The organism is Mesorhizobium sp. M0037 (assembly GCF_040323635.1).
In the GTDB taxonomy this organism is placed as follows: domain Bacteria; phylum Pseudomonadota; class Alphaproteobacteria; order Rhizobiales; family Rhizobiaceae; genus Mesorhizobium.
This window is the reverse complement of the sequence record NZ_JAMYVB010000008.1, coordinates 120,765-145,263: the sequence shown is the minus strand read 5'-3', so window position 1 is coordinate 145,263 and position 24,499 is coordinate 120,765. Positions and strand designations below refer to the sequence as shown.

Below are 24,499 nucleotides of genomic sequence, written 5' to 3'. Positions count from 1 at the left end.
CCCTCACCAATCCCCGGGATCGTTCTCCAACAAAATCGGCTTGCCGTGCGGGGTTGCATGCGCGGCGCGTTCCCAGGCGGCGGCGAGCGTGTCGACATCGTTTTTGCCGGCGACGCCCTTGGCCGCCAGCAGCGTTTCCAGCGCCGCCAGCCAATGCTCGTAATAATCGTGGCCATCGCTTGCGGCGCCCGGCTTCTTCACTTGCGCCGACAGCGCATCGGCCCATTCGCTCCACGAAAACAGGCCCTTGTCATGCAGCGCCACCGTCATGGCGAAGGCTTCGGCCTGCCAGGGTTCGGCGAATACCGGTTCGTCCAGACCCGCCGGCAATGCACCTTCAGGCCGGCTCAAGATAGCTCTCCCAGGCATCGATGGAGACGGTCAGCGTCGGGTCGGCGCCCTCGCCCCAGATTTCCGAGCCATCGAAGACCACGGTATAGACCCATTGCGGGTTTTCACCGTTGCCATGCGCGTTGCTGTCGGGGAACACAAAACCGTCACGCACGGCCTCGATCACTCCGTGCTTGCCGCGCGCATAATGCGGTAGCCTTGTGTGGCCGGTGGGATTGAAATTCCTTGTCCGCACCGGGTCGCCGGCCTTGAAGCGCGGCGCCGTCTCGACCGGCCGGTCGCAGGGACTGCCCTTGGCCAGTACCGCCGGCACGTTTTCGGCCTTCAACACCCTTTTGGGCGTCGCCGCCGGATCGACCGCCCGACCTTCCGTCAGATCGCGCTCGCTGACGAAGCCATGGCGCTTCAGCAGCACCTCCAGCGCCTTGATCCAGATCTGATAGTAGCTCGACGAATAATAGACGGCCGGATGCAGCGATTCCCTGGCGTGCCGGCTCTCGTCGATGTTCCAGGCGCCCATGGCGCCGGCGGTCAGCGTCACGCCCAGCGCCCGCCGCTCCCAGTCGGCATGGAAGTAAGGCTCGTCCTTTTCGGGCGCGACCGGCCCGAAACCCATCTGTCCGCCTAGATCCTGCGGCCCGTTCATGCCGGTACCTTCTTTGTCCCGGGTTCTTTGGCCACCGCCGTGCCGATCATCGCATCGCGGCTCACCAGTTCGGCGAGCTGGTCCTCGCTCCAGCCCTCGGTGCCTTCGGGACGCATCGGCACCACGAGATAGCGCAGTTCGGCAGTCGAATCCCAGACGCGGATCTTTTTCTCCGCCGGCAAGGTCAGCCCGAACTCCTCCAGCACGCCGCGCGGATCGATAACCGCCCGCGACCGATAGGGCGGCGCCTTGTACCAGACCGGCGGCAGCCCAAGCACCGACCACGGATAGCAGGAGCACAGCGTGCAGACGACGAGGTTGTGCGTCTCGTCCGTGTTGAACACCGCCTGCATGTGCTCGCCCTGGCGGCCGGTGTAGCCCAGCGAGGTGATCGCCGCAGTCGCATCGCGCTTCAGCCACTCGGCAAAGGCCGGATCGCTCCAGGCTTTCGCCACCACCCTGGCGCCGTTGCGCGGCCCGATCTTGGTCTCATAGGTGTCGACGATGACGTCGATTGCGGCCGGATCGATCAGGCCTTTTTCGGTGAGGATGGTCTCCAGCGCGCGCACGCGCGCCGCAAACGGGTCGAGCTCATTGTCGTGGTCATGATCATGGGACATGATCTCAGATTAGGATCGGCAGCCCATGGCCGCAAGCATGACAGCTTGGGCCACAGGCTATCCCCTATTCGGCGGCGGCCTTCTGGGGTTCGATGAGCCGGTCCTCGGGGCCGAACAGCGACGCCTGCTCGCCGCTCGCGACGGCATGCAGCGCCGGCTTGTTATTCTTCGAAGAGAAGAAGCTCACCAGCCAGCCGGAGAAATTCTCGAAATAGACATAGATGACAGGGGTGACGAACAGCGTCAGCGCCTGGGAAGCGAGCAGCCCGCCGACGACCGCGACACCGAGCGGCTGGCGCAGCTCAGCACTGGCGCCGGTGCCGAGCGCGATCGGGAACGTGCCCATCAGCGCCGCCAACGTCGTCATCATGATCGGCCTGAAACGCATCAGGCACGCCTTGTGTATGGACTCCTTGGCCGACATGCCTTCTCGTCGCAGCTCCAGCGCGACGTCGACCATCATGATGCCGTTCTTCTTGACGATGCCGATCAGCATCAGGATGCCGATCACCGCGATGACGGACAGGTCCATGCCGGCAAAGCGCAACGCCACCACCGCGCCCAGCACAGCCGACGGCAGGCCGGTCAGGATGGTCAGCGGATGAATGAAGCTCTCATAGAGGATGCCGAGCACGATATAGATGGTCAGAATGGCGCCGCCGATCAGCAGGCCCTGATTAGCCAGCGAATCCTGGAAGGTCTTGGCCGTCCCGGCAAAGCTGGTCGAAATCGCCGGCGGCATGCCGATCTGCTCCTTCAGCGCGGCGATGCGGGCCGTGCTGTCGCCCAGCGCCACGCCTTGCGGCAGATTATAGGAGATGGTGACCGCCGGCAGCTGGCCGAGCTGGTTGACCGTCAGCGCGCCGGCGGTGCGGTCGACGCTGGCAAAGGCGCCGAGCGGCACCAGGCTGCCGCTTGCCGTCCTGACCTGGATGGCCAGCATGCGCTCGGGCGACCATTCGATGTTGGGATCGAGCTCCATGATGACTTCGTAGCTGTCGGCCGAGCCGAAGATCGTCGAAACCTGCTCCGTGCCGAAGCCGCCATAGAGGCTGGAGCGCAGCGTGTCGGTGTCGATGCCGAGCGAGGCCGCCTTGTCGCGATCGACCACCAGCGTCGCCTGCAATGAATTATTCTGCAGATCGCTGGTGACGTCGGTGAAATTCGCATGATCGGCCGCCATCGCGTCGTTGAGCTTTTGCGCCCATGTATCGGTCAGACCGGTATCGAGGCCCTGAACGACAAGCTGGTAGGCGCTGGCGGAAGAACGCGCGCCAAGCCGCAGGTTCTGCACCGGCTGCATATAGGCATCGATCCCCGGCACAGTGGCCAGTTGCCGCCGCAGATCCGACAGCACCTTGTCGATGTCGGGGCGCTGGCTCTTGTCCTTCAGCTGCACATAGAGCTGGCCCTGGTTCAGCGCATTGTTGCCGCCGCCGGCTGACCAGGCGACATGCGAGACATAGGGCGAATGCGAGAAGACACTTGCCGCCTGGTTCTGCAGCTTGACCATGGCGTCGTAGGAGATGTCCTGCCTGGCGATCGTCGTAACCGAGATCTGGCCGATATCCTCTTGCGGGAAAAAGCCTTTCGGCGAGACCTCGATCAGCCAGACCGACCCTGCCGCCGTGCCGGCGAAGACGAGGAACACCAGAAAAGTGTGGCGCAGGCAGAAGGTCAAAAGCCGGTCATAGCCGCGGGTGACGATATCCTGCTTGTGGCCGGGGGCATGCTTGTCGCGATCGGCCTTGGTCACCGACAGCAAGCGCGAACACAGCATTGGCGTCAGTGTCAGCGACACGAACATCGAAGCCAGGATGGCGACCGTCACCACGACGGCGAATTCGTTGAAGATGCGGCCGATGACGCCGCCCATTAGAAGCACGGGGATGAACACCGCCACCAGCGAGATCGAGATCGAGATGATGGTGAAGCCGATTTCGCGCGCGCCCTTCAGCGAGGCATCGAAGGCCGAGAGACCGTCCTCCTCCATGTGGCGAAAGATGTTTTCCAGCATGACGATGGCGTCGTCGACGACGAGGCCGACTGCGAGCGTCAGGCCCATCAGCGAGATGTTGTCGATGGAGAAGCCGAACAGGAACATGGCGCCGAGCGTCGCGATCAACGAGATCGGCACCGCCACGGCCGGAATGATGGTTGCAGTCACCCGGCGCAGGAAGACGAAGATCACCATCACCACCAAAGCGATGGTCAGAAGCAGCGTGAACTGGACGTCGTCGACGGCCTGGCGGATCGAGGTGGAACGGTCGTTGAGCAGCTTGATGTCGGCGGCGGCCGGCATTTGGTCCTTGAACGACGGCAGCATCGCCTTGACCTTGTCGACGACGTCGACCGTGTTGGCGTCGGGCTGGCGCTGCACCGCCAGGATGATGGCGCGCGTGCCGTCATACCAGCTTGCGGTCGTCGTGGTCTCGACCGAGTCGATGACGCGCGTCACCTCGCCCAGCCGCACCGGATGGCCGTTCTTGGTGGCGATGATGAGGTTGGAGAACCCGGCGGCATCGGTGAGCTGCGTATTGGCCGTGATGGTCAGCTGCTGCTTGTCGTTCTGCAAGACGCCGAGCGGCGTGTTGGAGTTGGCCGACGCGATTGCCGTCTGCAGCTGGTCGATCGAAATGCCGCGCGCCGCCAGCGCCGTCGGGTCGATCTGCACGCGCACCGCATATTTCTGCTGGCCGAAGATCGACACCTGCGCCACGCCGTCGATGGTCGACAGAGACGGCGAGATGACATTTTCGGCGAAGGCGTCGAGGTCGGTGAGCGGAACCGTGTCGCTGACCAGCGACATCAGAAGGATCGGCGCGTCGGCCGGATTGACCTTGCGATAACTCGGCGGCGACGTCATCTCCGGCGGCAACTGCCGCTGCGTGCGCGCGATCGCCGCCTGCACATCGGCGGCCGCCGCGTCGATATCCCGGTTGAGCACGAACTGGATGGCAATGGACGTGCGTCCCAGCGAATTGCTGGTCGAGATGGAATCGATGCCGGCAATGGTGGCGAACTGCTTGATCAGCGGCGTCGCCACCGATGTCGCCATGGTTTCAGGCGAAGCGCCGGCCAGGTTGGCCGAGACGTTGACGACCGGGAATTCGGCGCTCGGCAGCGCCGCAACCGGCAGGAACTTGTAGGCAAACAGCCCGCCCAGCACGAGGGCGAACGACATCAGCAGCGTCGCGACAGGCCTTCTTATGCAGAATTCGGAGATCATTGGGCAGCTCCGCCGGCTTTGTCGGCTTCCGCCACCTTGGGCGCTGCCTGACGGCCGGCAGTTGCCTTGCCTTCATGCACGCTGGCGCCGTCCTTCAGCCTGGTTTGGCCCTCGACGACAACCTTCTCGCCCGACTTGACGCCCTCGCTGATGGCGCTGTTTTCGCCTTCGGTCAGCGCCACCTGCACCGGCCGCATCTCGACCGTATTGTCCGGTTTCACGACATAGACGAACGGCCCCTTCTGGCTGGGCTGGACCGCGACCGTCGGGATGGATGTCATCTGCGGCATGATGCCGGCGTCGAGCACGACATTCACATACTGGCCGGGCCACAGTGAAAGATCGGCGTTGGGAATGCTCGCCCGTGTCGCGATGGTGCCGGACGCGGTGTCGACGCTGGAATCGACGAAGTCGAGCGTGCCCTTGCCGATCGGCGTCGGATCGCCATCCTTGGTCAGCGTCACCGCGCCTTGCTGCGGGTTGGCCAGCGCCTTGTGCAGCAGCGCCAGGTTGCTCTCCGGCAGGTTGAAGTTGACTTGCAGCGGATCCATCTCGGTGATCGTCACCAGCGGCGTGGCCGTGCTCGAGTTGCCGTTGCTCAAGGTGACCAGGTCACCGACCGAAACGTTGACGGCGCCCAGCCGGCCGGCAATCGGCGCCTTGATGCTGGCGAAGCCGAGCTGGACATTGTCGGCGTCGATCGTCGCCTTGTCGGCGTCCACGGTCGCCGCGGCAGCCTTTTGCGCCGCCACCGCCTGATCGTAGGTCTGCTGCGTGCCGGCCTGCTTGGCGACGAGATCCTTGGCGCGCTGGAGGTCGGAGCCCGAACTGGTCAGCAGGGCCTGGTCCTTGGCGAGCGTCGCCTGATCCTTGGCAAGCTGCGCCTTGAGCGCCCGGTCGTCGAGCGAGAACAGCAGGTCGCCGGCCTTCACCATCTCGCCGTCCTTGACGTCGATCGATACGATCTGGCTGGACACGCGGGCGTTGATGTTGACCACGGCCGGCGACGACACGAAGCCGATGGCATAGCGGCGGATCGGGAAATCGGCTGTCGTCGCGGTGGCGGAAACGATCGAGGCCGAACGGGCGGCATTGCCGCCGGCGCCGGATTTGCCCCCAGCCTTGTCGGCCGAAGCCTTGTCCGATCCAGCCGGCTTGTCCGCTGCTGCCGTCTGCCTGGCGCCCGGCAGCATCTGCTGCAGACTGCTCATTGCCGCCGGCGAAAAATAGACCCATGCCGCGGCGACACAGGCCGCTGCCACCACCACCGCCAGAACGACTTTTCCGCGCATCGACTAAAAGCCCTATGATCCGACACGCCGAACCCGGTGGTCTCATTCTACCCAATCACGGCGCCTTGCCGCGATCTCGCCGAAGTAGATAGGACGCACATTTGTCGGAAAAGGGCCAAAACACGGCATTACGAAGATTTAATGTGCACTGCACAATGACTATGCAGCCGGCTCAGCAGTCGGAAAACCAGCCAGGATGCGGTTGAGATTTCAGGCCGGATGCGTCTATTTCAGCATCGGCCAGAGCGTCGCCGCCAAGAGCACGCCCATGGCGATGTTGAACCATTTCAGCCGCACCGGATCCGACAGGAATCCGCGCAGCGCCGTGCCGAAGCCGGCCCACACCGAGACGCTCGGCAGGTTGACGACGGTGAAGGCGATCGCGATCAGCGCCACCGACAGGAACGGGTGGTCCGGATTGGAGTAGACGGCCATGGCGGTGATCGCCATCACCCAGGCTTTCGCATTGACCCACTGGTATGCGGCTGCCTCGATGAAGCGCATCGGCCGTGCCTCCGTCTCACCCTTGCTGGACAGCGAGCGCGACATGGCGATCTTCCAGGCGAGATAGAGCAGATAGGCAGCGCCGGCGATCTTCAATCCGGTGTGCAGGGCCGGAAACGCCGTCAGCACCGCGCCCAGGCCAAAGCCGACAGCAAGCAACAGTACCAGGAAACCCATGCTGATGCCCAGCATATGCGGAATGGTTCTGACGAGGCCGAAATTCACGCCCGACGCCAAGAGCATGAGGTTGTTCGGCCCCGGCGTGATCGAGGTCACGAAGGCGTAGACCAAAAGTGCAAGGAAAGCGTCGAGGGTCATGACGGCTCACAAAGGTCAGCAATGCTGACTTAAGTCGACAGGGCGTTGGACGCAACTTCATTCGATTGGTCCAAAGCGCTCCGCCGTGATCCGTCTATCCGAGCCAGCCACGCCGGCACAGTCTACCTGCCGTGGGGCCGCGCCGACAACAGGCTGGGAGCGGGGGCCGCCTCCTGACGGCCAGCCACACGCCGCAGGCCTTTGCGCCTCGGCGTGTTCCCGGGAAGCTTCACGCCATGCGCGAGGCCGAGGGCAGCCAGGATGCGGATGAAGAGCCAGCCGAGATCGATCTGCCCGCGTTCCAGGCCGAGCTTTGCGGATTCGGGAAACGCATGGTGATTGCCGTGGAAACTCTCGCCAAAGGTCACCAGGCCGAAACGCGGCAGGTTGTAGCCCTGCACGGCAACGCCATCGACGCGCCAGCCCTGCTGCCCGCTGCGATGTGCGAAATGCCCGACCAGCCAATGCCCGGTCAGCGACACGGAGATACGCACCGCAATGCCCCAGACCACCCAGCTCCACCCGCCGAGCAGCAAGAAAAAGGATCGCCCACGGCAGTTGCTGCAGCATCCAGGTCCGCTCGACGAATTTGTAGAAGCGGTCGTTTCTGATCGACGGCTCGATGACGAAGTCAGGCGGATTGCGCAACGCCACGGCGCAATGCATTTGCCAGAAAGCGTCGGTGAAGAAAGGCCGGCGGTGGGCGTGCAGGTCGTGACAAGCCGTCTGGCGCTGCGCCCAGTCTCGTATGTCATGCGCATAGATCATGCCGAACGGACCGGCCATGCCGACGAGCGTGCCGAGATAGACCAGCGCGTGTTCGAGCCAGATGTGAACCCTGAACGAGCGATGGATGAGCAGGCGATGCATGCCGACCGAGTGTCCGGCGCAGATCGTCACCGCCGTCGTCGCTACGAACAGGGCGAAAGCGCTCCAGCTGAAGGTCAGCGGCCCGAACACCAACGCAATCAGCGTCATCGCGCCGACCCAGATCGACTTGGCCGGCATCCAGACGACCTCGCCATCTTCGGCATCGCTCAAGGGCTGCGAGATCATTCTGCCTGTGGATATGGTCTTCATCGGCATCCCTCCTCTGCAGGAAACATTTCCGGACCAAAGAGCCTTGCCTTCCGGCGCGCCGGCGCTTATTTAGGCAATAAGCTAACTATCTACTATTCCGATTTAGGTATTTAGGCAATAGACTAAATACTGGAAGCGAAACGACAGAGGCAGGCGGTGATCGAAGACAATGCAGCGGATGGCGACACGGCTATCGGGGCAAGCAGCGCCATACAGCGCGTGTTCGAGGCGCTGTCATCGCAGCCGAGGCGCAAGATCCTCGCCTATCTCGCCCACTCCTCGCTGACCGCGGGCGAGATCGCGGCGCGCTTCGACATGTCGAAGCCGTCGATCTCGCAGCATCTGAGCATCCTGGAGACGGCCGGCCTCATCGCCAGGGAGCGGCAGGGACAATTCATGCGCTACTCGCTGGTCCAGAACAATCTGGTTAACACGCTGAACGGCTTCGTCCAGGACGTCTGTCCGGTATCGCGCCCGATCAAAAGGGAGAGTAAGAATCTGGCGAGCGGCAAGGTCGATCCCAAGCCGGTAAAATAGTTGGACTGAGACTACATCCCTTGCGGGCCGCGGTTCATCGCCGCCACGCCGGTGCGGCAGATCTCGACCAGGCCGAGCGGCTTCATGATGGCGATGAACTGGTCGAGCTTCGAACCCTTGCCGGTAATCTCGAAGATGAAGTGCTCGGTGTTGGCGTCGATGACCGACGCGCGGAAGGCGTCTGCAAGTCGCAGCGCCTCGACGCGGGCTTCGCCAGTGCCGGCGACCTTGACCAGCGCCAGCTCGCGTTCCAGCGGCCGCTCCTGGCCGAACTCGTGCGAGCGCACGGTGAGATCGACGACGCGGTGCACCGGCACGATGCGTTCGAGCTGATGCTTGATCTGCTCCAGCACATGCGGCGTGCCGCGCGTCACTATGGTGATGCGCGACAGGTGCTTCTCGTGTTCGGTCTCGGAGACGGTGAGGCTCTCGATGTTATAACCGCGGCCGGAAAAGAGGCCGATGACCCGGGCAAGCACGCCGGGCTCATTGTCGACCAGCACGGAGAGCGTGTGGTTCTCCGGCTTCTCCGTTTCCTTGGCGATGAAATAGGCGGAGCCGGTCGGTTGAAGCTGTGCGTTCATGACATGAATCTCGATTTCAGACTTTGAGCTAATTCTCTGTTTGCGCACGGCTTCTCGCGACAGCCCTGCCCCGGCTTGGACCTAGACCAGTTCCCTGCCCTTGGCGTCGATGGCGTTGGCCACGGCTTCGTCGGTCGCCTCGTCGGGCAGGAGCATTTCATTATGCGCCTTGCCCGACGGGATCATCGGGAAGCAGTTGGCGAGCGTCGCCACCCGGCAATCGAACAGCACCGGCTTCTTCACCGCGATCATCTCCTTGATCGCATCGTCCAGCTCGTCCGGCTTCTCGCAGCGAATGCCATGGCCGCCATATGCGTCGGCCAGCTTGACGAAGTCGGGCATCGCTTCGGTGTAGGAATGCGACAGACGGTTGCCGTGCAGCAGTTGCTGCCACTGGCGCACCATGCCCATATACTGGTTGTTGAGGATGAAGATCTTGATCGGCGCATTGTGCTGCACCGCCGCGCTCATCTCCTGCATCGTCATCTGCACCGAGGCATCGCCTGCGATGTCGATGACAAGCGCATCCGGGTGCGCGATCTGCACGCCGAGCGCCGCCGGCAGGCCGTAGCCCATCGTGCCCAACCCGCCCGACGTCATCCAGCGGTTCGGCTTCTCGAAATGATAGTGCTGCGCCGCCCACATCTGGTGCTGGCCGACCTCGGTGGTGATGTAGGTGTCCATGTCCTTGGTCAGTTCGTAGAGCCGCTGGATGGCATATTGCGGCATGATCACATCGTGGTTCATCTTGAACGCGAGCGAGTCACGCGCGCGCCATTTGGCGATCTGCTCCCACCAGGGATGGAGCGCCTTCTTGTCGGCCTTGGCGCTCGCCCGCCACAGCCGCACCATGTCCTCCAGCACCCGGCCGACATCGCCGATGATGGGCACTTCCGTGTGCACGTTCTTGTTGATCGACGATGGATCGATGTCGATGTGGATCTTCTTCGAATTGGGCGAGAAGGCGGTCAGCCGTCCGGTGATGCGGTCGTCGAAGCGCGCGCCGATGCAGATCATCACGTCGCAATCATGCATCGCCATATTGGCTTCGTAAGTGCCGTGCATGCCCAGCATGCCCATCCAGTTCTTGCCCGATGCAGGATACGCGCCGAGGCCCATCAGCGTCGAGGTGATCGGGAAGCCGGTGAGGTCGACCAGTTCGCGCAGAAGATGGCTGGCCTCCGGACCGGAGTTGATGACGCCGCCGCCCGAATAGATGATCGGCTTCTTGGCGCTGGCCATCAGTTCGACGGCGGCCTTGATCTTTTCCAGGTCGCCCTGGACCTTCGGCTGGTAGCTGGTGCGCGGCGCCGCCTGCGGCGGCACATAGATGCCTTTGGCGAACTGCACATCCTTCGGAATGTCGACCACCACCGGGCCGGGGCGGCCGGTCGTCGCGACATGGAAGGCCTCATGGATGGTGGCGGCCAATTCGTTGACGTCCTTCACCAGCCAGTTGTGCTTGGTGCAGGGGCGCGTGATGCCGACCGTGTCGCATTCCTGGAACGCGTCGGAGCCGATCAGCGAAGTCGGCACCTGCCCGGTCAGGCAGACCAGCGGGATCGAATCCATCAGCGCATCCTGCAGCGGCGTCACCGCATTGGTGGCGCCCGGACCGGAGGTCACCAGCATGACGCCGGCCTTGCCGGTCGAGCGGGCATAGCCTTCGGCCGCATGCCCTGCGCCTTGCTCGTGGCGGACGAGGATATGCTCGACCTCGTCCTGCTGGAAGATTTCGTCATAGATCGGAAGCACCGCGCCGCCGGGATAACCGAAGACATGCTTGACGCCATTGTCCTTCAGCGCCTGCACCACCATTTCGGCGCCAGTCATTTCCCTGTTTGGCATTTCGCGCCGTTCGTTCTGTCCGTTGCTCATCGGTCTGGTCCCGTACTTCTAGCCATGAGGCGATTGCTGGTCGTTTAGTCGTGTTTCGGGCAATAAAAAAGGCCCCCGATGGGAGCCTGTGTGTTGCGCATGGGAGGTTTTCGCCCGGCGGTTACACCGCCTTGCCCACGCGCTTTCCTACGAGAATGAGTGCCTTTTTCATCGTGGCCGACACTACGAGGGTGAAAGGCAAGGTGTCAACGGGAAAAACGCGCGATGCGAAAGACAAGCAAGTGGCCCGCCGCCGCTGGTCGGCGGGCCACCGCGGCGCATACGATACCCCTCAATCGCACCGCGCCGGGAACAAGAGTCACTGCCGTGTCACGTCAGGATCAGCACGATCTTGTACGTATCCGGGTCGACGATGACGATGCGCCCGTCGGCCAGCACGAAGTACTCATAGGATTCGTAGGCCGGGACGATCTTGACAATGCGCGCCGGCAGACGGTGCAGGCGCACTTTGTGCCGCGGCACCTCGATGCCGACCGAAATGTCAAAGTCGACGTTCTTCACCGGCTCAACCCTGGTCTCGTGGATGATCTGCGTGACCTGCGTCTTCTGCTCGACGGTCACGTTGTTGATCGAGGCCGTATTGCCCTGGTCGGTCTGAACGTTTGTGTTGCCCTGAGCGTTCTGCTCGGTGGTGGTCCCGGCCTTGCCCTGGGCCTGCTGGTCCGTGCTGGTGCCGGTCTGGCCCTGAGCGTTCTGCTCGGTGCTGGTCCCGGCTTTGCCCTGAGCCTGCTTCTCGGTGCTGGTGCCGGTCTGGCCCTGAGCGTTCTGCTCGGTGCTGGTCCCGGCCTTGCCTTGGGCCTGTTCATCGGTCTTGAGCTTGGCCTTGCCCTGAGCCTGCTTCTCGGTGCTGGTGCCGGTCTGGCCCTGAGCATTCTGCTCGGTGCTGGTCCCGGCCTTGCCCTGGGCCTGTTCATCCGTCTTGAGCTTGGCCTTGCCCTGAGCCTGCTGATCGGTCGTGGCGCCGGCCTGACCCTGAGCATTCTGCTCGGTACTGGTCCCGGCCTTGCCCTGTGCCTGTTCATCCGTCTTGAGCTTGGCTTTGCCCTGAGCCTGCTGATCGGTCGTGGCGCCGGCCTGGCCCTGTGCATTCTGATCGGTCTGTGACTTCATCTTGCCTTGCGCCTGTTCTCCGGCCTTGCCGCCCTTCTGGCAATCGGCCGCGCCGGCGGCGCAGTTGTCGCCACCGCTCGGCTGCACGGCCTGGGTCTGGGCGATCGCGGCGCCGCACCCGACGCCAAGCGCAATCATGCTCGTGATCAACACATGTTTCATCTGCTTTCTCCTTAAAGAGTCAGTCCCTCAGCCTAGCCAACTCTGCCAAAAATACTTTGTTCCACATTTTGTGAATAAAATCGGGCTTCTAAGAAGACCAATGAATGTTGGCAGTAATTTTGCAACAATCACCTACAAATTGCATCAAACAATTAATGCAACGCAACATTTTATTTTTTCCTGAGCTTGCGATCCCATAGCGATGACACCAGCCTCACAAGCTTAGAAATACTCCCGTCGTCATGACCAGGATGGCTACCCCGAAAACAGGCAAGAGCAACCATCGTGCCTGATGGACGCTGTTGTCCATTAACGCCTCCCACAAGTGCTGATCTCAACGATGCCGAGAACCCTGTGTTCCGCCCTGAGGAGGCTCTAGGACCTCTACAGCCTGGCACCAGACTTTGGTCCCTCCCCCTATCGTCCATTGGCCCGATGACGCCCGGACCGAAGCCCCACACGGGAACGCAGCCGCGAAAAGCCCGTTCGGCTCCCGGTGTGCATCAACCTCATCAACACCACCCGTATCGGAATCGAGCTCGCGCAAGATGCATGAGCGTTGCTCGCATGAAGGAGAGAATCATGACGACCATGTACCAGTCGACCGCAATTGCCGGATTCTTGCTGCTCGCGAGCGCGGGCGTAGTTGCTGCTCAAGACGTCATCATCGCGCCGGAGCAGGAAACGGTTGTGCGCGAATACGTGAAAAAGCAGCCCCTTGCGTCGGTGAAGATTCCAGGTGTCGAATTGAACGTGGGGACCGCCATTCCCGACACGGTGGAACTGCATGAAGTGCCGAGCGTCAAGTATCGCTACGTTGTGGTCGACGGGCGAACCGTGCTGGTCGACCCCGGCACGCGGAAGATCGTCAAGATCATACAGTAACGCTGATCCCACCGCCGTTCCCCGCGGGTGGCGGTGGGATCATGCCTTGAAATTGCGGTTTCCCCGGCATTCAACCTGGCGCTTGCTCGCACCATCGACCGTTCTAGATGTAGGATGGCTTAGGCATTTTGGCACGGCCAAAGCTCGCGGGGTCGGTTGAGACGTGCGCTACATTGATAGTCTCTATCAAAACTGGAACAGGCTATCGTTGGCTTGGCAGTTCATCATAGTCGGAAGCATTGGGCTGCTGTCGCTGATGCTGGTCGTCGGCCTATGGGTCACCTCGCAAATACGAGATGGAGTGATCCGCAACTCTGCAAGCACGACCGCGCTTTACGTCGACAGTGTCATCGCGCCAATCCTGCCGGATATGCGCAAAAGCCAGCAGCTCAGCGACACCGTTAAACGGGCACTCGATGAAACCCTGGACCAGGGTGCTCTCGGAAAAAAACTGGCGTCGTTCGTGCTTTGGCGGCGTGATGGCAAGGTGCTGTACGCCAAAGACGCGGCTCTTATTGGCCAGACCTTCGAGCCAAATGCGAACTTGCTGCATGCGTTCGGCGGAAACGTGGTGGCGCAATTCAATGATCTGGACGAAAATGAAAGGAAGGAACGGAAGAGCCCCACCGCCTCGCTGCTCGAGATCTACAATCCGGTTCGAGAGCCGTGGTCGGGCGATGTTGTGGCCGTTTCCGAGTTCTACGAGATAGCCGACGATCTTCAGGGCACTTTAAACTCGGCACTATGGTCGAGCTGGCTGCTCGTGGCTGGCGCGACCGCGGTCGCCTTGGCGATGCTCTCGGGAATCGTGCTTCGCGGCAGCAGCACTATCGAAACGCAGCGTTCAGCGCTTGAGACACAAGTGGCGGAGCTTCAGTTGCTTTTGGAGCAGAATTCCGCTTTGCGGGAGCGCGTCCAGCAGGCGTCGCGCCGCGCAACGGCAATCAACGAACGTTACTTGCGTCGCATCGGGTCTGATTTGCATGACGGTCCAGCTCAGCTCGTCGCACTGGCTGCGCTGCGCATGGACAGCCCTCTGCTGCTCGATCCCGCCGCATCCCCAAGCCACCGCAAGACCGAGATCGCCGATATCCATCATACGTTGGATGAGGCGATGCGGGAGATCCGCGCCATCTGCACCGGCCTCGTGCTGCCACAGATCGAAGCTTCGACAGTCGCGGAGATATTGCGGCTTGCGGTTGCCGAACATGAACGCCGTACAGCCTCTTCCGTATCGCTTTCACTGCCATCTCGCCTGCCCGACCTGGGGACGTCCGAGAAAATAAGCATCTTTCGCTTCGCGCAGGAGGGGCTAAACAATGCCTGGCGACACGGTCTGGGCAAGGGGCAGGCTGTCAAGGCGAGAGTGACGCAGGGCAAGCTCCTCATTCAAGTGCTTGATCACGGCCCTGGATTCCAGTCGGGATCGTGTGAAGGACTTGGACTCGCCGGTATGAGGGAACGTATCGAAAGTATCGGAGGTCACTTCGAGACCTTTTCGAGCCCCAGGGGGACCCGGCTGACCATAACGCTCAACATCGAGGACCAGAAATGACCGCTCCCATAAGGATTGCCATTGTTGATGATCATCCGCTGTTTCGCGAGGGTGTGGCTCGCAGCCTCGCCGAAATCGGCGGCTTCGAAGTCGTTGGTGCGGGCGAAACCGCGGCGGATGCCGAACAGCTTGCGGCCTTGGCAAATCCCGACATATTGCTGCTCGACATCAGTTTGCCGGGAGGGGGTCTGGCGGCAGCGGAAAATATTCTTGCAACTCAGCCTGACTGCAAGATCGTCATGCTCACCGTCTCGGAGGCGAACGCCGATCTGGCAACGGCGCTCAGGCTGGGCGTACGCGGATATGTGCTGAAAGGGATTGGGGCGGCATCGCTGGCCGAGGTGCTGACTTATATAGCCGCAGGAAAAAAATATGTTTCGCCGACCCTGTCAGCGCAGCTTTTGAATGAACTGATCCGGCCGGAAAAGCGCACAACCGATCTCGTTGCCAATCTCTCGGGACGCGAGCTTGGGATAATCTCCTTGGTAGGCGAAGGACTGAGCAATAAAGAAGTCGCCAAACGTCTCAACCTTCAGGAGAAAACGGTAAAACACCACATGACTCGGATATTTCAAAAGCTAAAGGTGCGAAACCGCACCGAAGCAGCCATTCTTATGCACGCGCCCAAAACGGGTCTTGTATAGGGAGATCGGGGCTTGTCTGAAGGTCGGATGCTGGTTGGCGAACCAACAGTTACAGCCCTTTCAGACGAGCAATGTCGGAGGCCCTTACGGCGCGTTCGACAATTGTCCTTCCAAGCGGATCCTTCATAGTGAAGCGGCCGGCCTCGATGCTTTCGCTGAATCCATCGCGATGCACGACCTGGATTTTGGCGCCCTGTACCGTCACCGTGTCGCCAGCGGCATTGACTTGGCTACTGGGAGCTTGGCTACCGGGGGCGTTGTCGCCGGCACCATTTTTTCCCTTTCCGTTGGCGTTGCCATTCCCGGCGTTGCCGCCTGAGCCATTACCGTTACCACTACCGTTGCCACCACCGTTACCATTGCCATTGTTTCCGCTCTTGGCGCTGGCAGCGGCGAATTCGATCTTGTAGCCGTCGACATGGCTCAACCGCAGACCAAGCACCGGCATCGCCACCGCAACCGCCGCGAATACGCGCAAGCTAAAGTACGCCCGGCGACGCACGGATGAAAACAGGGGCTGCCTTTCTCCATTCATGCCACCATCACATCATGATGTGTCACGGTATTCAAGAATGAACAGCTCAAAATTGCGGCTTACAAACGCTGAGGAAACTCTCCTTTCGTGCTTTCAGCTCGATTCTCAGACCTTCGTCTGAGTCAAATATACACCGAAGTCTGACCTACTGATCTTGGCCGCGCCGACGGATGTCGCAATAAAATCCGCGGTGACAAGGCTCGTCACCGGTAGGGATCGGCAGCGAGGCGCGAGCGCCTGCGGGCACGCAGACTCTTGCGGCAGATCTCCGGCATACAGTTTGCGCATGCTCGCCGTCGAAGCGGTAGCACATGCCGTTCCTCCCCCGGATTATGATCAGGCGCGATTGGCGAAGTCGCGGACAACCCGTTGCAGCAGCGGCATGTAGTCGCGAAATGCCCGGGTCTTCATGTTGGCGATCTTGCCGGCCTCGTCCCAGATGCGGACCCGAACCGCTTCCTCGTGGAACGGGTTCTTGCGGAACTCGGCCACCTCTTCGGCATTCATCGGCCCGCCTTGCAGCGACAGCGTGTGGACCGAGGCCTGCGACAGCCTGCCGAAATAGGTGGGGTCGGTAGCGCAGAGGTAGCGCTTGGCCGCGACATGCAGCCTGACGCATTCGACGATCACCGGTGGAAAGAACGGCGCCAGCACCTCGCCGCCGGCTTCGTCATGATGCTTGTCCTCGACATCGTCGGGCGAATAGGTGCCGAACTCGCTGGTGTAGTGGCCGATATCGTGCAGCAGTGCTGCCGCCACCAGCACATCGGGCGCGCCGTCCTTTTCGGCGAACCAGGCGCCCTGCAACATGTGCTCCGACATGGTGACGGGTTCGCCGAGATAGGATTCAGCCCCTCGGCGTTCGAAAATATCGGCGATGAATTCGACGATGTTGCTCGCGTTCAAATCCTGGCTGCTCATTCCGCTGCTTCCTTGAATTCGTGTTCGATCGCCGACAGCGTCGACAAAAGGCCATCCTTGTCGGCGTAGCAGCCCTGCAGCCAGCGCTTGCCGGCGCCGGAGAACTGCTTGCGGGCATGCATGACGCGGGTGTTGTCGACGATGAAGGCCTGGCCCGCCTCGAGCTTGAAGGTCACTTCGAAGGACGGATCCTCGATCAGTTCGGCAAACCGGCGATAGGCGGCGTAGTAGGCCTCCATCTCCGCGAACGGCACATCGACGGTCGGCGCCAGCGAGCGGTTGTTGAAGCGGATGGCGATGAGTTCGCCATCCGGCCCGAGCTCGATCATCGGCCGCTTGGCCTGCAATCGCACGCCCGACGAGCCGGCATATTCGAAGCGCGCCGGGTATGAACTCAACAGCCGGAAGCCTTCGGGGTTTTCGGCCTGCAGCGCGGCCGCCACGGCAAAACCATCGACGACGCTGGATTCGCCGCCCTCCACCGTGTTTTCGATGCAGGACAGGATCTGCAAGGTCGGCACCGGATCACGATAGGGGTTGTCGGTGTGCGCCTGCAGGCCAAGATTGGTGTAGGCCAGATTGGTTGGATTGACCTCGGCGCGCACCTCGAACCAGCGGCCGTAATTGGTCTCCCTGATATAGCCGAACAGATCGGACACTTTGCACAGCGCCCCGGATTCGGCCGGCAGATCGTCCATCACCGCGAAGCCGTAGGTCTTCACCGCCGACAGCCATTGCCGCAAGACGGCGCGGTCGCGGCTGGCAGCGAGATAGCCGGCGCGCGGCACCGAATTCTGCATAGAGGCCCTGGTCCATCGCACGGTGCCCTCGCCTGTCCAGCCGGGCTGTCGGGCGGCATCGCGGTCATAGGCATTGGCGCTCAGCCATGCCGCAGGAAAGCGCACCGTCTTTCCCTCCGGTTCGAAACTGACTTCAAGCGCATCGCCCTTGATCGCGGCTGCGCCGATCCATGTCTGCACGGGAATGTCGAGAATGGTGATCAGCCGCTGGCCGTTGCCGGCGCTGCGCGTCTTGTCGTCGAGCGCATTGTCGCGCAACCACACTGCGTGAAAGCGAGTGCGCGCGCCGTCCTTCCACCCGAGGTCGATCGTTCTTCCTTCGTCACCGATCAGCACCTGGCTAAGCATGGGGATCCGTTCCTGTCCGCTGCGCCCCGCAGCCAACTCCGCAGGGTTTCCGGTTGCAATCGTGATGATGTCGAAGGCATAACTCAAATTATCATTTTGCAGCCAAAGGCCCTAAACGGTTTATGACTGAAACAACCCTGCCCTTGCCCCCGCTTGACTGGCTGCGGAGTTTCGAGGCCGCCGCGCGGCTGTCGAATTTCACCGCCGCCGCGGCCGAGCTTGGCCTGACCCAGGCTGCGGTCAGCCAGCACATCCGTTCTCTCGAAGAGCGGTTGAAGCAGCCGCTGTTCATCCGCTTGGCGCGCGGCGTCGAACTGACGCCGGAGGGTGCCGCCTACCTGCCGCATCTGCAATCGGCCTTCGCGGTGATCGCCAACAGCACGCGCGAGTTGTTTGAGCCCAAGACCGTCCAGAGCGTGACGATACGCTCGCCGATCTCGTTTGCCGTGCTGATGATCGCGCCAAAGCTGCCGCAAATGGCCAAGGACCTGCCCTTCGTCCAGCTACAGATCGAGACCATCCACACACCGGCCGATTATGGCGAGCGCTTTGTGGGTCTCGACATCCGATTCGGCATTGGCTCCGGCTCCTTTGCCGGACGGCAGGCCGACCGCCTCACCCGCGAAACCTTGACGCCGATGGCGTCGCCACATCTCGCCAAGGCCAAGGATTGGACAGGATTGCCGAGACTTACAGTGGTCGGCGCGCGGGAAATGTGGGGCGAGTGGTTCGCCGTCGCCCGGATGAAGCCGGCGCTCGGGCCCACGCACAAATTCGACAGTTTCGTTACCGCGCTGGAGGCGGCGAAGCACGGCGCCGGCATGGTGCTGGGATCGCGACCGTTGGCCGACGCGGCACTGCGCGAAGGATCGCTTGTCACGCTTTCCGGCTTCGCTCTGTCGAGCGGTTCCGGCCACTATCTGACCGCACCTTCGGGCGCGCATCTGAGCCCGGCCGAGGAAGCGGTCCGCCGCTGGTTCGCAACGGTCTTCGGCGTCCCGATTTCCCGATAAGCCCCTGAATACGCGGCAAACTATTGAACGACGTGACGCGGCGCATAATTTGCCGCGATACTGCGACAGGCCGGACGTCAAGCTTCGGCAGGGTTCCGCTCGCTACAGGCGGCCAGGAAAAATCGCGGAGGAAATTCAATGCTCGACAAGGCCCCCAACAAGAAGCTTTCCGACCTGCTCGATCGCTTCGGCGCGGCACTCACCGCCGGCGACATCGACAAGGCGGTCGCCTGCTTCCAGGAGGATTGTTTTTGGCGCGATCTTGTTACCTTCACCTGGAACATCAAGACGATGGAAGGCCGCGATCAGGTGCGCGACATGCTGGTCAGCCAGTTGGCCAGGACCAAACCGTCGAACTGGGCGATCGCCAGGGGCGAGGGTGCCACGGAAAGCGACGGCGTGCTCGACGGCTGGATCAGTTTCGAGACGTCCGTGGCGCGCGGCTTCGGCCACGTCCGGCTGAAGGACGGCAAGATCTGGACGCTGCTCACCACCATGGTCGAGCTGAAGGGCCATGAGGAGCCGGCCGGTTTCGACCGCCCGCTCGGCGCCAAGCACGGCCATGGCAAGAACCGCCCGACCTGGAAGGAGGAGCGCGAGAAGGAGGCCGCCGAGCTCGGCTTCAAGACGCAGCCCTATACGCTCATCATCGGCGGCGGCCAGGGCGGCATCGCGCTCGGCGCGCGGCTGCGGCAGCTCGGCGTGCCGACCATCATCGTCGAGAAGAACGAACGGGCCGGCGACAGCTGGCGCAAGCGCTACAAATCGCTCTGCCTGCACGATCCGGTCTGGTACGACCATCTGCCCTATATCGACTTTCCCAGGAACTGGCCGGTCTTCGCGCCCAAGGACAAGATCGGCGACTGGCTGGAAATGTACGCCAAGGTAATGGAGCTGAACTACTGGTCGTCGACCGAGGCCATGAGCGCTGTCTATGACGAAGGGAAGAAGGAATGGACGGTGTTGGTGCGCCGCGACGGCAAGGACATCACGCTGATGCCGAAACAATTGGTGCTGGCCACGGGGCAATCCGGCAAGGCCAACATGCCGAACTTCAAGGGCATGGACACATTCAAGGGCGACCAGCATCACTCCTCGAAGCATCCGGGACCCGATGCCTATGTCGGCAGACAAGCTGTCGTCATCGGCTCGAACAACTCCGCCCACGACATTGCAGCAGCCCTTTGGGAGGCCGGCGCCGACGTCACCATGGTGCAGCGCTCGACCACGCATGTCGTCAAGTCGGACACGCTGATGGAGATCGGCCTGGGCTCGCTCTATTCGGAAAAGGCGGTCGCGAGCGGTATGACCACAGCCAAGGCCGACCTCGTCTTTGCCTCCCTGCCCTACAAGATCCTGCACGAATTCCAGATCCCGGCCTATGCCGAGATGAAGAAGCGCGACGACAAATTCTACAAGGGCCTGGAGAAGGCCGGCTTCATGCTTGACTGGGGCGATGACGGCTCCGGCCTGTTCATGAAATATCTGCGGCGCGGCTCGGGCTATTACATCGATGTCGGCGCATCCGACCTGATCATCGACGGGTCGATCAAGCTGAAAAGCGGTGTCGACGTGAAGGAGATCAAGGCGCACTCCGTTCTGCTCTCCGACGGATCGGAACTGCCGGCCGATCTCATCGTCTACGCCACCGGCTACGGTTCGATGAATGGCTGGGCGGCCGATTTGATCTCACGGGAGGTCGCAGACAAGGTCGGCAAATGCTGGGGCCTCGGCTCCAACACCACCAAGGACCCAGGCCCCTGGGAAGGCGAGCTCCGCAACATGTGGAAGCCGACGCAGCAGGAGGCGCTGTGGTTCCATGGCGGCAATTTGCACCAGTCGCGCCATTACTCCCAGTTCCTGGCGCTGCAGCTGAAGGCGCGCATGGAAGGCATCGCGACGCCGGTCTACGCGCTGCAAGAGGTTCATCACAAGGGTTAGGCAGCGCCGCCGATGCGCTTCCAGTAGATGAGCGTGCCGGTCAGCCCGCCATGCGGTTTCAGGGCAAAGTCCGGTATTTCGCCAGTGAGCGTGAAGCCGAGTTTTTCGTAAAGGCCGGAAGCGCCCTCCTCGGTTGCGGTGTCCAGCACCAGAAGCGTGCGGCCTTTCTCGACGGCGAGCGTTTCGGCCGCCCGCATCAGCCGGCTCGCTATGCCCTTGCCGCGGTGTTCGACGCGGGTCATCAGCTTGGCGATCTCGGCCCTGTGCGGCTGATTGACCGGGAAGTCGAGCAGCAAGGTGACGGTGCCGACCAACGCGTCGCCATACCAAGCGCCCAGCACCGCTCTTTCGCCTCTCTCTGCTGCCATCAACGAGTTGCTCCAGAAGGTTTCCGCCGCTTGCCTGGATAAGGGATGCATGAAGCTGACGGAGCCGCCGGCCGCGACCGTCTCGATCAGGAGGTCGGCCAGCATGTCGCGTGTTTCCGCAGTCAGCGACCTGATTTCGATGGGACTCACCTGCACTTTCCCTTCCTAATCCAGACGCGCGACGCGGCGCCTTTCGTCTCGCCTTGATCGCGGCGATGCGATCGGTGTCTTTCGGCTGCAGATGCAGCCCGCGTTCGAGGATTTCGAGCGTGTATTCCTCATAGGTCAGGCCAAGCCGCTCGGCCTTTTCCATGCGCATCAGCATCACGTCACGGCTTGGCGCCTTCCACGCCTTGGCATGCGCTGCCTGCCAGGCCAGGAAGATGTAGGGATCGCCCTTGCCCCATGGCGGACCCTTGTAATCATCGAGCGGCGGTCCGCCATTGTCGGAGCGCTTGGGACGTCTTGCCACGATTTCAGCCCCTGACCAGCGCGACCAGGTATTCAGCTGGCTGCGGTCCGACGGCATGGAACGTGCAGTCCGACGGCGCGCCGAGCGCCAGGCAGTCGCCGGGCTCGAGACTATGCACCATATCACCCTCGGTGAATTCGAGCCGCCCGGAGATCAGCCACATCTGCTGCTTGATGAAGGCATAGGACGCCGCCGGGAAGCTCACACTGGCGCCCGCCGGCAACTGCACCCGGATCAATTCGAGCGGCGTGTCGGAAACCGGCGACAAATGCCGGCGGACATAGCCCGTACCGGGGTCGCGCCAAACCGGCTGCTCACTCTCGCGCAGCAGGCCGCCACCTTGCTGCTCGGCGCGCGCAATCAGCGTCGACAGCGTCATGCCAAAGGCAGCGGCGATGCGCACCAGCAGCGCCGCCGTCGGGCTGGTCATGCCGCGCTCGATAGTGCTGAGCATGGCTTTGGAGACGCCGGAGCGGTTCGCCAGGTCGGCCAACGACCAGTCCCGCAAGGCTCTTTCGGCATGGATCCGTCTGCCGATCGTAGCCGACATGTCATTCGCTATATCAGTCGTTCGTCCAATATATCGAATCTTCGGATTGCGGGAAGAGGCCGGCCGGTTGAATTTTCGCTGACGGGTTAACCCCTGCTACACCATCCCGCATCACGCCACCTTAACCCCGTCTGTGTAGGATCGAGGCTCCACGGGAATGGGGATCGGATCGTATGTTTGTCGAGCGCGAAGCCTCCGTCGGCGAACCGACCTCGCAGGAGCGCCGCCGCGCAGAGCAGAGCGACAAGCGCATTCTCGGCAACGTCGTGCAGTGCGACGGTGCGCGCGCCACCATCAGCGCCTATGCCGACGACGTCGAAGGAGCGGTCACCGGCCTGTGGACCGTCGGCAAGATGATCTCCATCAATCTCGGGACATCGCGCACCGTTGGTCTGGTCTACGAGATCGGCAAGTCGGATCGCGCCTGGAGCAATGAGGGACAAAACCCCATCGAGGTCAGCGTCGAGCTGATCGGCGAAGTGCGCGACGGCGCCGAACCGGGGGCCAAACCGGTGTTCGACCGCGGCATCACCACCTATCCTCATATCGGCGCCATAGCGCACCGCATCCGTACCCGTGATCTGCAGGCGGTCTACGATCTCGCCGGGCGTCATTCGATCACCATCGGTACCCTGTCGCAGGATGAGTCGATCGACGCCAACATCGCTATCGACGACACGCTGGCGCGCCATTTTGCCGTTGTCGGCACAACCGGCGTCGGCAAATCCACCGCCGTCTCGCTGCTGCTGCGCAAATCGATCGCGGCCCGGCCCGATCTGCGAATCCTCATCCTCGATCCGCACAATGAATTCGCGGCGTCGCTGCCTGAGTTCTGCGTCCGGGTCGATTCCAAGACGCTTGACCTGCCGTTCTGGATGTTCAGGCTTGAAGAATTCGCCGAAGTGCTGTTTCGCGGCCGAGAGGTCGTGCCGGAAGAAGTCGATGTCCTGCGCGACCTGATCCCCGCCGCCAAGAACCTCTATCGCAATCCCAATTCAGGCTCTTACGTGCGCCGCGGCAGCGATGCGCTGACCGCCGACACGCCGGTGCCCTACCGCATGGTCGATCTCATCAAGCAGATCGACGAGCGCATGGGCCTCTTGGAAAGCAAGAACGACCGCCCGACGCTGAAATCGCTGAAGACGCGCATCGAGTCCGCCGCGTCCGACCCGCGCTATCGCTTCATGTTCAATTCGCGGCTGATCGAGGACACGATCCACGAGACGATCGGCAATATTTTCCGTGTGCCGCATCATGGCCGCCCGGTGACCTGCTTCGAGATGGCCGGCATGCCGTCCGAAGTGGTCAACTCCGTCTGTTCGGTGCTGGCTCGGCTCGCCTTCGACCTTGCGCTGTGGAGCGAGGGCCGGCTGAAGCTCTTGCTGCTGTGCGAGGAAGCACACCGCTATATGCCGGCCGATCCACGCCTTGGCTTCGCCCCGACAAGGCATGCACTGTCGCGCATCGCCAAGGAAGGCCGCAAATATGGCTGCTATCTCGGCGTCGTCACCCAGCGCCCGGGTGAACTCGATCCGACCATCCTGTCGCAATGCTCGACTTTCTTCGCCATGCGGCTGGCCAACGAGCAGGACCAGGCGATCATCCGCTCGGCGATCGCCGATTCCTCCGCCTCGACGCTGGCCTTCCTGTCCTCCATGGGCCAGCGCGAAGCCATCGCCTTCGGTGAAGGCGTGGCGACGACCATGCGGCTGAAGTTCGAGAAACTGGCGGAGAACCTGATCCCCGGCACCGCCAAGCGAGAGCAGGACGAGTTCTCGCAGGACGGCAACGACGTCGATCTCGCCGCCATCGTCGAGCGGCTGCGCAACGTGCCGAAACCGCAGCAGCAGATGGCCTTCGCCGAGGTCGTGGACTCCGGCCGCCAGGCCGGCGATCCCGATTACCGCAAGCCGGCGACCGCCCAGCGCGTCCAGCCGGACGACGATTTCGACCTGCGCTACGGCCTCAAGCCCACAACCTTCGGCATGCGCCCGCAGAACGATTAGCCTGCACACCCTTCTGGCCACCGGCAAGCCGCGTCAACTTCCGAGATCAGCTTCGTCAGCCAGCTTGGGTAAATCACGCCAGAAAATTCGTCAGGCTGAGTCGGTCGGTGTCGACTTCGAGAACCGGAG

The 24,499-nt window shown here is 62.2% G+C and carries 21 protein-coding genes and 1 pseudogene; 7 read left to right on the top strand and 15 right to left on the bottom strand.

Annotation, left to right across the window (positions count from 1 at the left end; genetic code table 11):
• Positions 1 to 3: 3 nt before the first annotated feature.
• From NKJ78_RS14685 to NKJ78_RS14655, 7 genes and pseudogenes are all read right to left on the bottom strand, one after another.
• Positions 4 to 351, bottom strand: a complete 348-nt coding sequence (locus NKJ78_RS14685) for a nitrile hydratase accessory protein (RefSeq protein WP_023712484.1) — start codon at positions 349 to 351, stop codon at positions 4 to 6.
• Positions 338 to 997: a nitrile hydratase subunit beta gene (gene nthB / locus NKJ78_RS14680; RefSeq protein ID WP_352460270.1), complete on the bottom strand. Its 660-nt coding sequence runs from the start codon at positions 995 to 997 to the stop codon at positions 338 to 340. Before nthB ends, NKJ78_RS14685 begins: the two co-directional genes overlap by 14 nt.
• Complete coding sequence (gene nthA, locus NKJ78_RS14675) at positions 994 to 1,617, bottom strand: nitrile hydratase subunit alpha (RefSeq protein ID WP_352460269.1); 624 nt, start codon at positions 1,615 to 1,617, stop codon at positions 994 to 996. The genes nthB and nthA overlap by 4 nt, the downstream gene beginning before the upstream one ends.
• A gap of 64 nt (positions 1,618 to 1,681) precedes the next feature.
• The gene (locus NKJ78_RS14670) at positions 1,682 to 4,846 is read right to left on the bottom strand and encodes an efflux RND transporter permease subunit (protein WP_352460268.1); all 3,165 of its coding nucleotides are present in this window, start codon (positions 4,844 to 4,846) and stop codon (positions 1,682 to 1,684) included.
• Positions 4,843 to 6,138, bottom strand: a complete 1,296-nt coding sequence (locus tag NKJ78_RS14665) for an efflux RND transporter periplasmic adaptor subunit (RefSeq protein ID WP_352460267.1) — start codon at positions 6,136 to 6,138, stop codon at positions 4,843 to 4,845. Before NKJ78_RS14665 ends, NKJ78_RS14670 begins: the two co-directional genes overlap by 4 nt.
• Before the next feature lie 225 nt (positions 6,139 to 6,363).
• Positions 6,364 to 6,960: a LysE family translocator gene (locus NKJ78_RS14660; protein ID WP_352562490.1), complete on the bottom strand. Its 597-nt coding sequence runs from the start codon at positions 6,958 to 6,960 to the stop codon at positions 6,364 to 6,366.
• Positions 6,961 to 7,082: 122 nt separating this feature from the next.
• Positions 7,083 to 8,040 (bottom strand): annotated as a pseudogene (locus tag NKJ78_RS14655) (acyl-CoA desaturase).
• Between the two features lie 156 nt (positions 8,041 to 8,196).
• Between NKJ78_RS14655 and NKJ78_RS14650 the strand changes: the two are divergent.
• On the top strand, positions 8,197 to 8,577 hold the full coding sequence (locus tag NKJ78_RS14650) for a metalloregulator ArsR/SmtB family transcription factor (protein ID WP_352460266.1): 381 nt from the start codon (positions 8,197 to 8,199) through the stop codon (positions 8,575 to 8,577).
• 11 nt (positions 8,578 to 8,588) lie between these two features.
• Here the strand turns inward: NKJ78_RS14650 and ilvN are convergent, their stop codons facing one another.
• The 3 genes from ilvN to NKJ78_RS14635 all read right to left on the bottom strand — a co-directional run bounded on the left by ilvN (position 8,589) and on the right by NKJ78_RS14635 (position 12,332).
• Positions 8,589 to 9,161 carry an acetolactate synthase small subunit gene (gene ilvN, locus NKJ78_RS14645; protein WP_023668352.1) on the bottom strand — a complete coding sequence of 191 codons (573 nt, stop codon included), beginning with the start codon at positions 9,159 to 9,161 and terminating at the stop codon, positions 8,589 to 8,591.
• An 81-nt stretch (positions 9,162 to 9,242) separates the two neighbouring features.
• Positions 9,243 to 11,039 (bottom strand): acetolactate synthase 3 large subunit, encoded by a 1,797-nt coding sequence (locus NKJ78_RS14640; RefSeq protein WP_023668351.1) that lies wholly within the window; start codon positions 11,037 to 11,039, stop codon positions 9,243 to 9,245.
• Between the two features lie 330 nt (positions 11,040 to 11,369).
• Complete coding sequence (locus tag NKJ78_RS14635; RefSeq protein ID WP_023668350.1) at positions 11,370 to 12,332, bottom strand: DUF1236 domain-containing protein; 963 nt, start codon at positions 12,330 to 12,332, stop codon at positions 11,370 to 11,372.
• A gap of 582 nt (positions 12,333 to 12,914) precedes the next feature.
• On the opposite strand from NKJ78_RS14635, the gene NKJ78_RS14630 reads away from it, so the two are divergent.
• From NKJ78_RS14630 to NKJ78_RS14620, 3 genes are all read left to right on the top strand, one after another.
• Positions 12,915 to 13,217, top strand: coding sequence for a DUF1236 domain-containing protein (locus NKJ78_RS14630; protein WP_023731684.1), 303 nt, complete (start codon positions 12,915 to 12,917; stop codon positions 13,215 to 13,217).
• Between the two features lie 163 nt (positions 13,218 to 13,380).
• Positions 13,381 to 14,772 carry a sensor histidine kinase gene (locus NKJ78_RS14625; protein WP_023690914.1) on the top strand — a complete coding sequence of 464 codons (1,392 nt, stop codon included), beginning with the start codon at positions 13,381 to 13,383 and terminating at the stop codon, positions 14,770 to 14,772.
• Positions 14,769 to 15,416, top strand: a complete 648-nt coding sequence (locus tag NKJ78_RS14620; RefSeq protein WP_023682079.1) for a LuxR C-terminal-related transcriptional regulator — start codon at positions 14,769 to 14,771, stop codon at positions 15,414 to 15,416. Before NKJ78_RS14625 ends, NKJ78_RS14620 begins: the two co-directional genes overlap by 4 nt.
• A gap of 49 nt (positions 15,417 to 15,465) precedes the next feature.
• On the opposite strand, the gene NKJ78_RS14615 is transcribed toward NKJ78_RS14620, so the two are convergent.
• The 3 genes from NKJ78_RS14615 to tmpA form a co-directional block, all read right to left on the bottom strand.
• Positions 15,466 to 15,894, bottom strand: coding sequence for a hypothetical protein (locus NKJ78_RS14615; RefSeq protein WP_023750905.1), 429 nt, complete (start codon positions 15,892 to 15,894; stop codon positions 15,466 to 15,468).
• 393 nt (positions 15,895 to 16,287) lie between these two features.
• Positions 16,288 to 16,872, bottom strand: a complete 585-nt coding sequence (tmpB, locus tag NKJ78_RS14610) for a (R)-1-hydroxy-2-trimethylaminoethylphosphonate oxygenase (protein WP_023707734.1) — start codon at positions 16,870 to 16,872, stop codon at positions 16,288 to 16,290.
• Positions 16,869 to 18,020, bottom strand: coding sequence for a 2-trimethylaminoethylphosphonate dioxygenase (gene tmpA, locus NKJ78_RS14605; protein ID WP_352562489.1), 1,152 nt, complete (start codon positions 18,018 to 18,020; stop codon positions 16,869 to 16,871). The genes tmpB and tmpA overlap by 4 nt, the downstream gene beginning before the upstream one ends.
• A 122-nt stretch (positions 18,021 to 18,142) precedes the next feature.
• Between tmpA and NKJ78_RS14600 the strand changes: the two genes are divergently transcribed.
• On the top strand, positions 18,143 to 19,033 hold the full coding sequence (locus NKJ78_RS14600) for a LysR family transcriptional regulator (protein ID WP_352460261.1): 891 nt from the start codon (positions 18,143 to 18,145) through the stop codon (positions 19,031 to 19,033).
• Between the two features lie 138 nt (positions 19,034 to 19,171).
• Positions 19,172 to 20,974: an NAD(P)/FAD-dependent oxidoreductase gene (locus NKJ78_RS14595; RefSeq protein WP_352460260.1), complete on the top strand. Its 1,803-nt coding sequence runs from the start codon at positions 19,172 to 19,174 to the stop codon at positions 20,972 to 20,974.
• On the opposite strand, the gene NKJ78_RS14590 is transcribed toward NKJ78_RS14595, so the two are convergent.
• Complete coding sequence (locus NKJ78_RS14590; RefSeq protein ID WP_352460259.1) at positions 20,971 to 21,492, bottom strand: GNAT family N-acetyltransferase; 522 nt, start codon at positions 21,490 to 21,492, stop codon at positions 20,971 to 20,973. The two genes, NKJ78_RS14595 and NKJ78_RS14590, sit on opposite strands and share 4 nt — an antisense overlap.
• A 326-nt stretch (positions 21,493 to 21,818) precedes the next feature.
• Entirely contained in the window at positions 21,819 to 22,364 is a 546-nt protein-coding gene (locus NKJ78_RS14580) for a helix-turn-helix domain-containing protein (protein WP_352460258.1), read from the bottom strand.
• Positions 22,365 to 22,537: 173 nt separating this feature from the next.
• Here NKJ78_RS14580 and NKJ78_RS14575 point away from each other — a divergent pair, with 173 nt between their 5' ends.
• Positions 22,538 to 24,370: an ATP-binding protein gene (locus NKJ78_RS14575; RefSeq protein ID WP_352460257.1), complete on the top strand. Its 1,833-nt coding sequence runs from the start codon at positions 22,538 to 22,540 to the stop codon at positions 24,368 to 24,370.
• Positions 24,371 to 24,499 lie beyond the last annotated feature (129 nt).

Coding starts and splice junctions, on each gene's coding strand:
- NKJ78_RS14640 (WP_023668351.1), bottom strand. CDS start 11,039: ATGAGCAACGGACAGAACGAACGGCGCGAAATGCCAAACAGGGAAATG.
- NKJ78_RS14665 (WP_352460267.1), bottom strand. CDS start 6,138: ATGCGCGGAAAAGTCGTTCTGGCGGTGGTGGTGGCAGCGGCCTGTGTC.
- NKJ78_RS14600 (WP_352460261.1), top strand. CDS start 18,143: ATGACTGAAACAACCCTGCCCTTGCCCCCGCTTGACTGGCTGCGGAGT.
- NKJ78_RS14620 (WP_023682079.1), top strand. CDS start 14,769: ATGACCGCTCCCATAAGGATTGCCATTGTTGATGATCATCCGCTGTTT.
- NKJ78_RS14575 (WP_352460257.1), top strand. CDS start 22,538: ATGTTTGTCGAGCGCGAAGCCTCCGTCGGCGAACCGACCTCGCAGGAG.
- nthB (WP_352460270.1), bottom strand. CDS start 997: ATGAACGGGCCGCAGGATCTAGGCGGACAGATGGGTTTCGGGCCGGTC.
- NKJ78_RS14670 (WP_352460268.1), bottom strand. CDS start 4,846: ATGATCTCCGAATTCTGCATAAGAAGGCCTGTCGCGACGCTGCTGATG.
- NKJ78_RS14580 (WP_352460258.1), bottom strand. CDS start 22,364: ATGTCGGCTACGATCGGCAGACGGATCCATGCCGAAAGAGCCTTGCGG.
- tmpB (WP_023707734.1), bottom strand. CDS start 16,872: ATGAGCAGCCAGGATTTGAACGCGAGCAACATCGTCGAATTCATCGCC.
- NKJ78_RS14660 (WP_352562490.1), bottom strand. CDS start 6,960: ATGACCCTCGACGCTTTCCTTGCACTTTTGGTCTACGCCTTCGTGACC.
- ilvN (WP_023668352.1), bottom strand. CDS start 9,161: ATGAACGCACAGCTTCAACCGACCGGCTCCGCCTATTTCATCGCCAAG.
- nthA (WP_352460269.1), bottom strand. CDS start 1,617: ATGTCCCATGATCATGACCACGACAATGAGCTCGACCCGTTTGCGGCG.
- NKJ78_RS14630 (WP_023731684.1), top strand. CDS start 12,915: ATGACGACCATGTACCAGTCGACCGCAATTGCCGGATTCTTGCTGCTC.
- tmpA (WP_352562489.1), bottom strand. CDS start 18,020: ATGCTTAGCCAGGTGCTGATCGGTGACGAAGGAAGAACGATCGACCTC.
- NKJ78_RS14595 (WP_352460260.1), top strand. CDS start 19,172: ATGCTCGACAAGGCCCCCAACAAGAAGCTTTCCGACCTGCTCGATCGC.
- NKJ78_RS14635 (WP_023668350.1), bottom strand. CDS start 12,332: ATGAAACATGTGTTGATCACGAGCATGATTGCGCTTGGCGTCGGGTGC.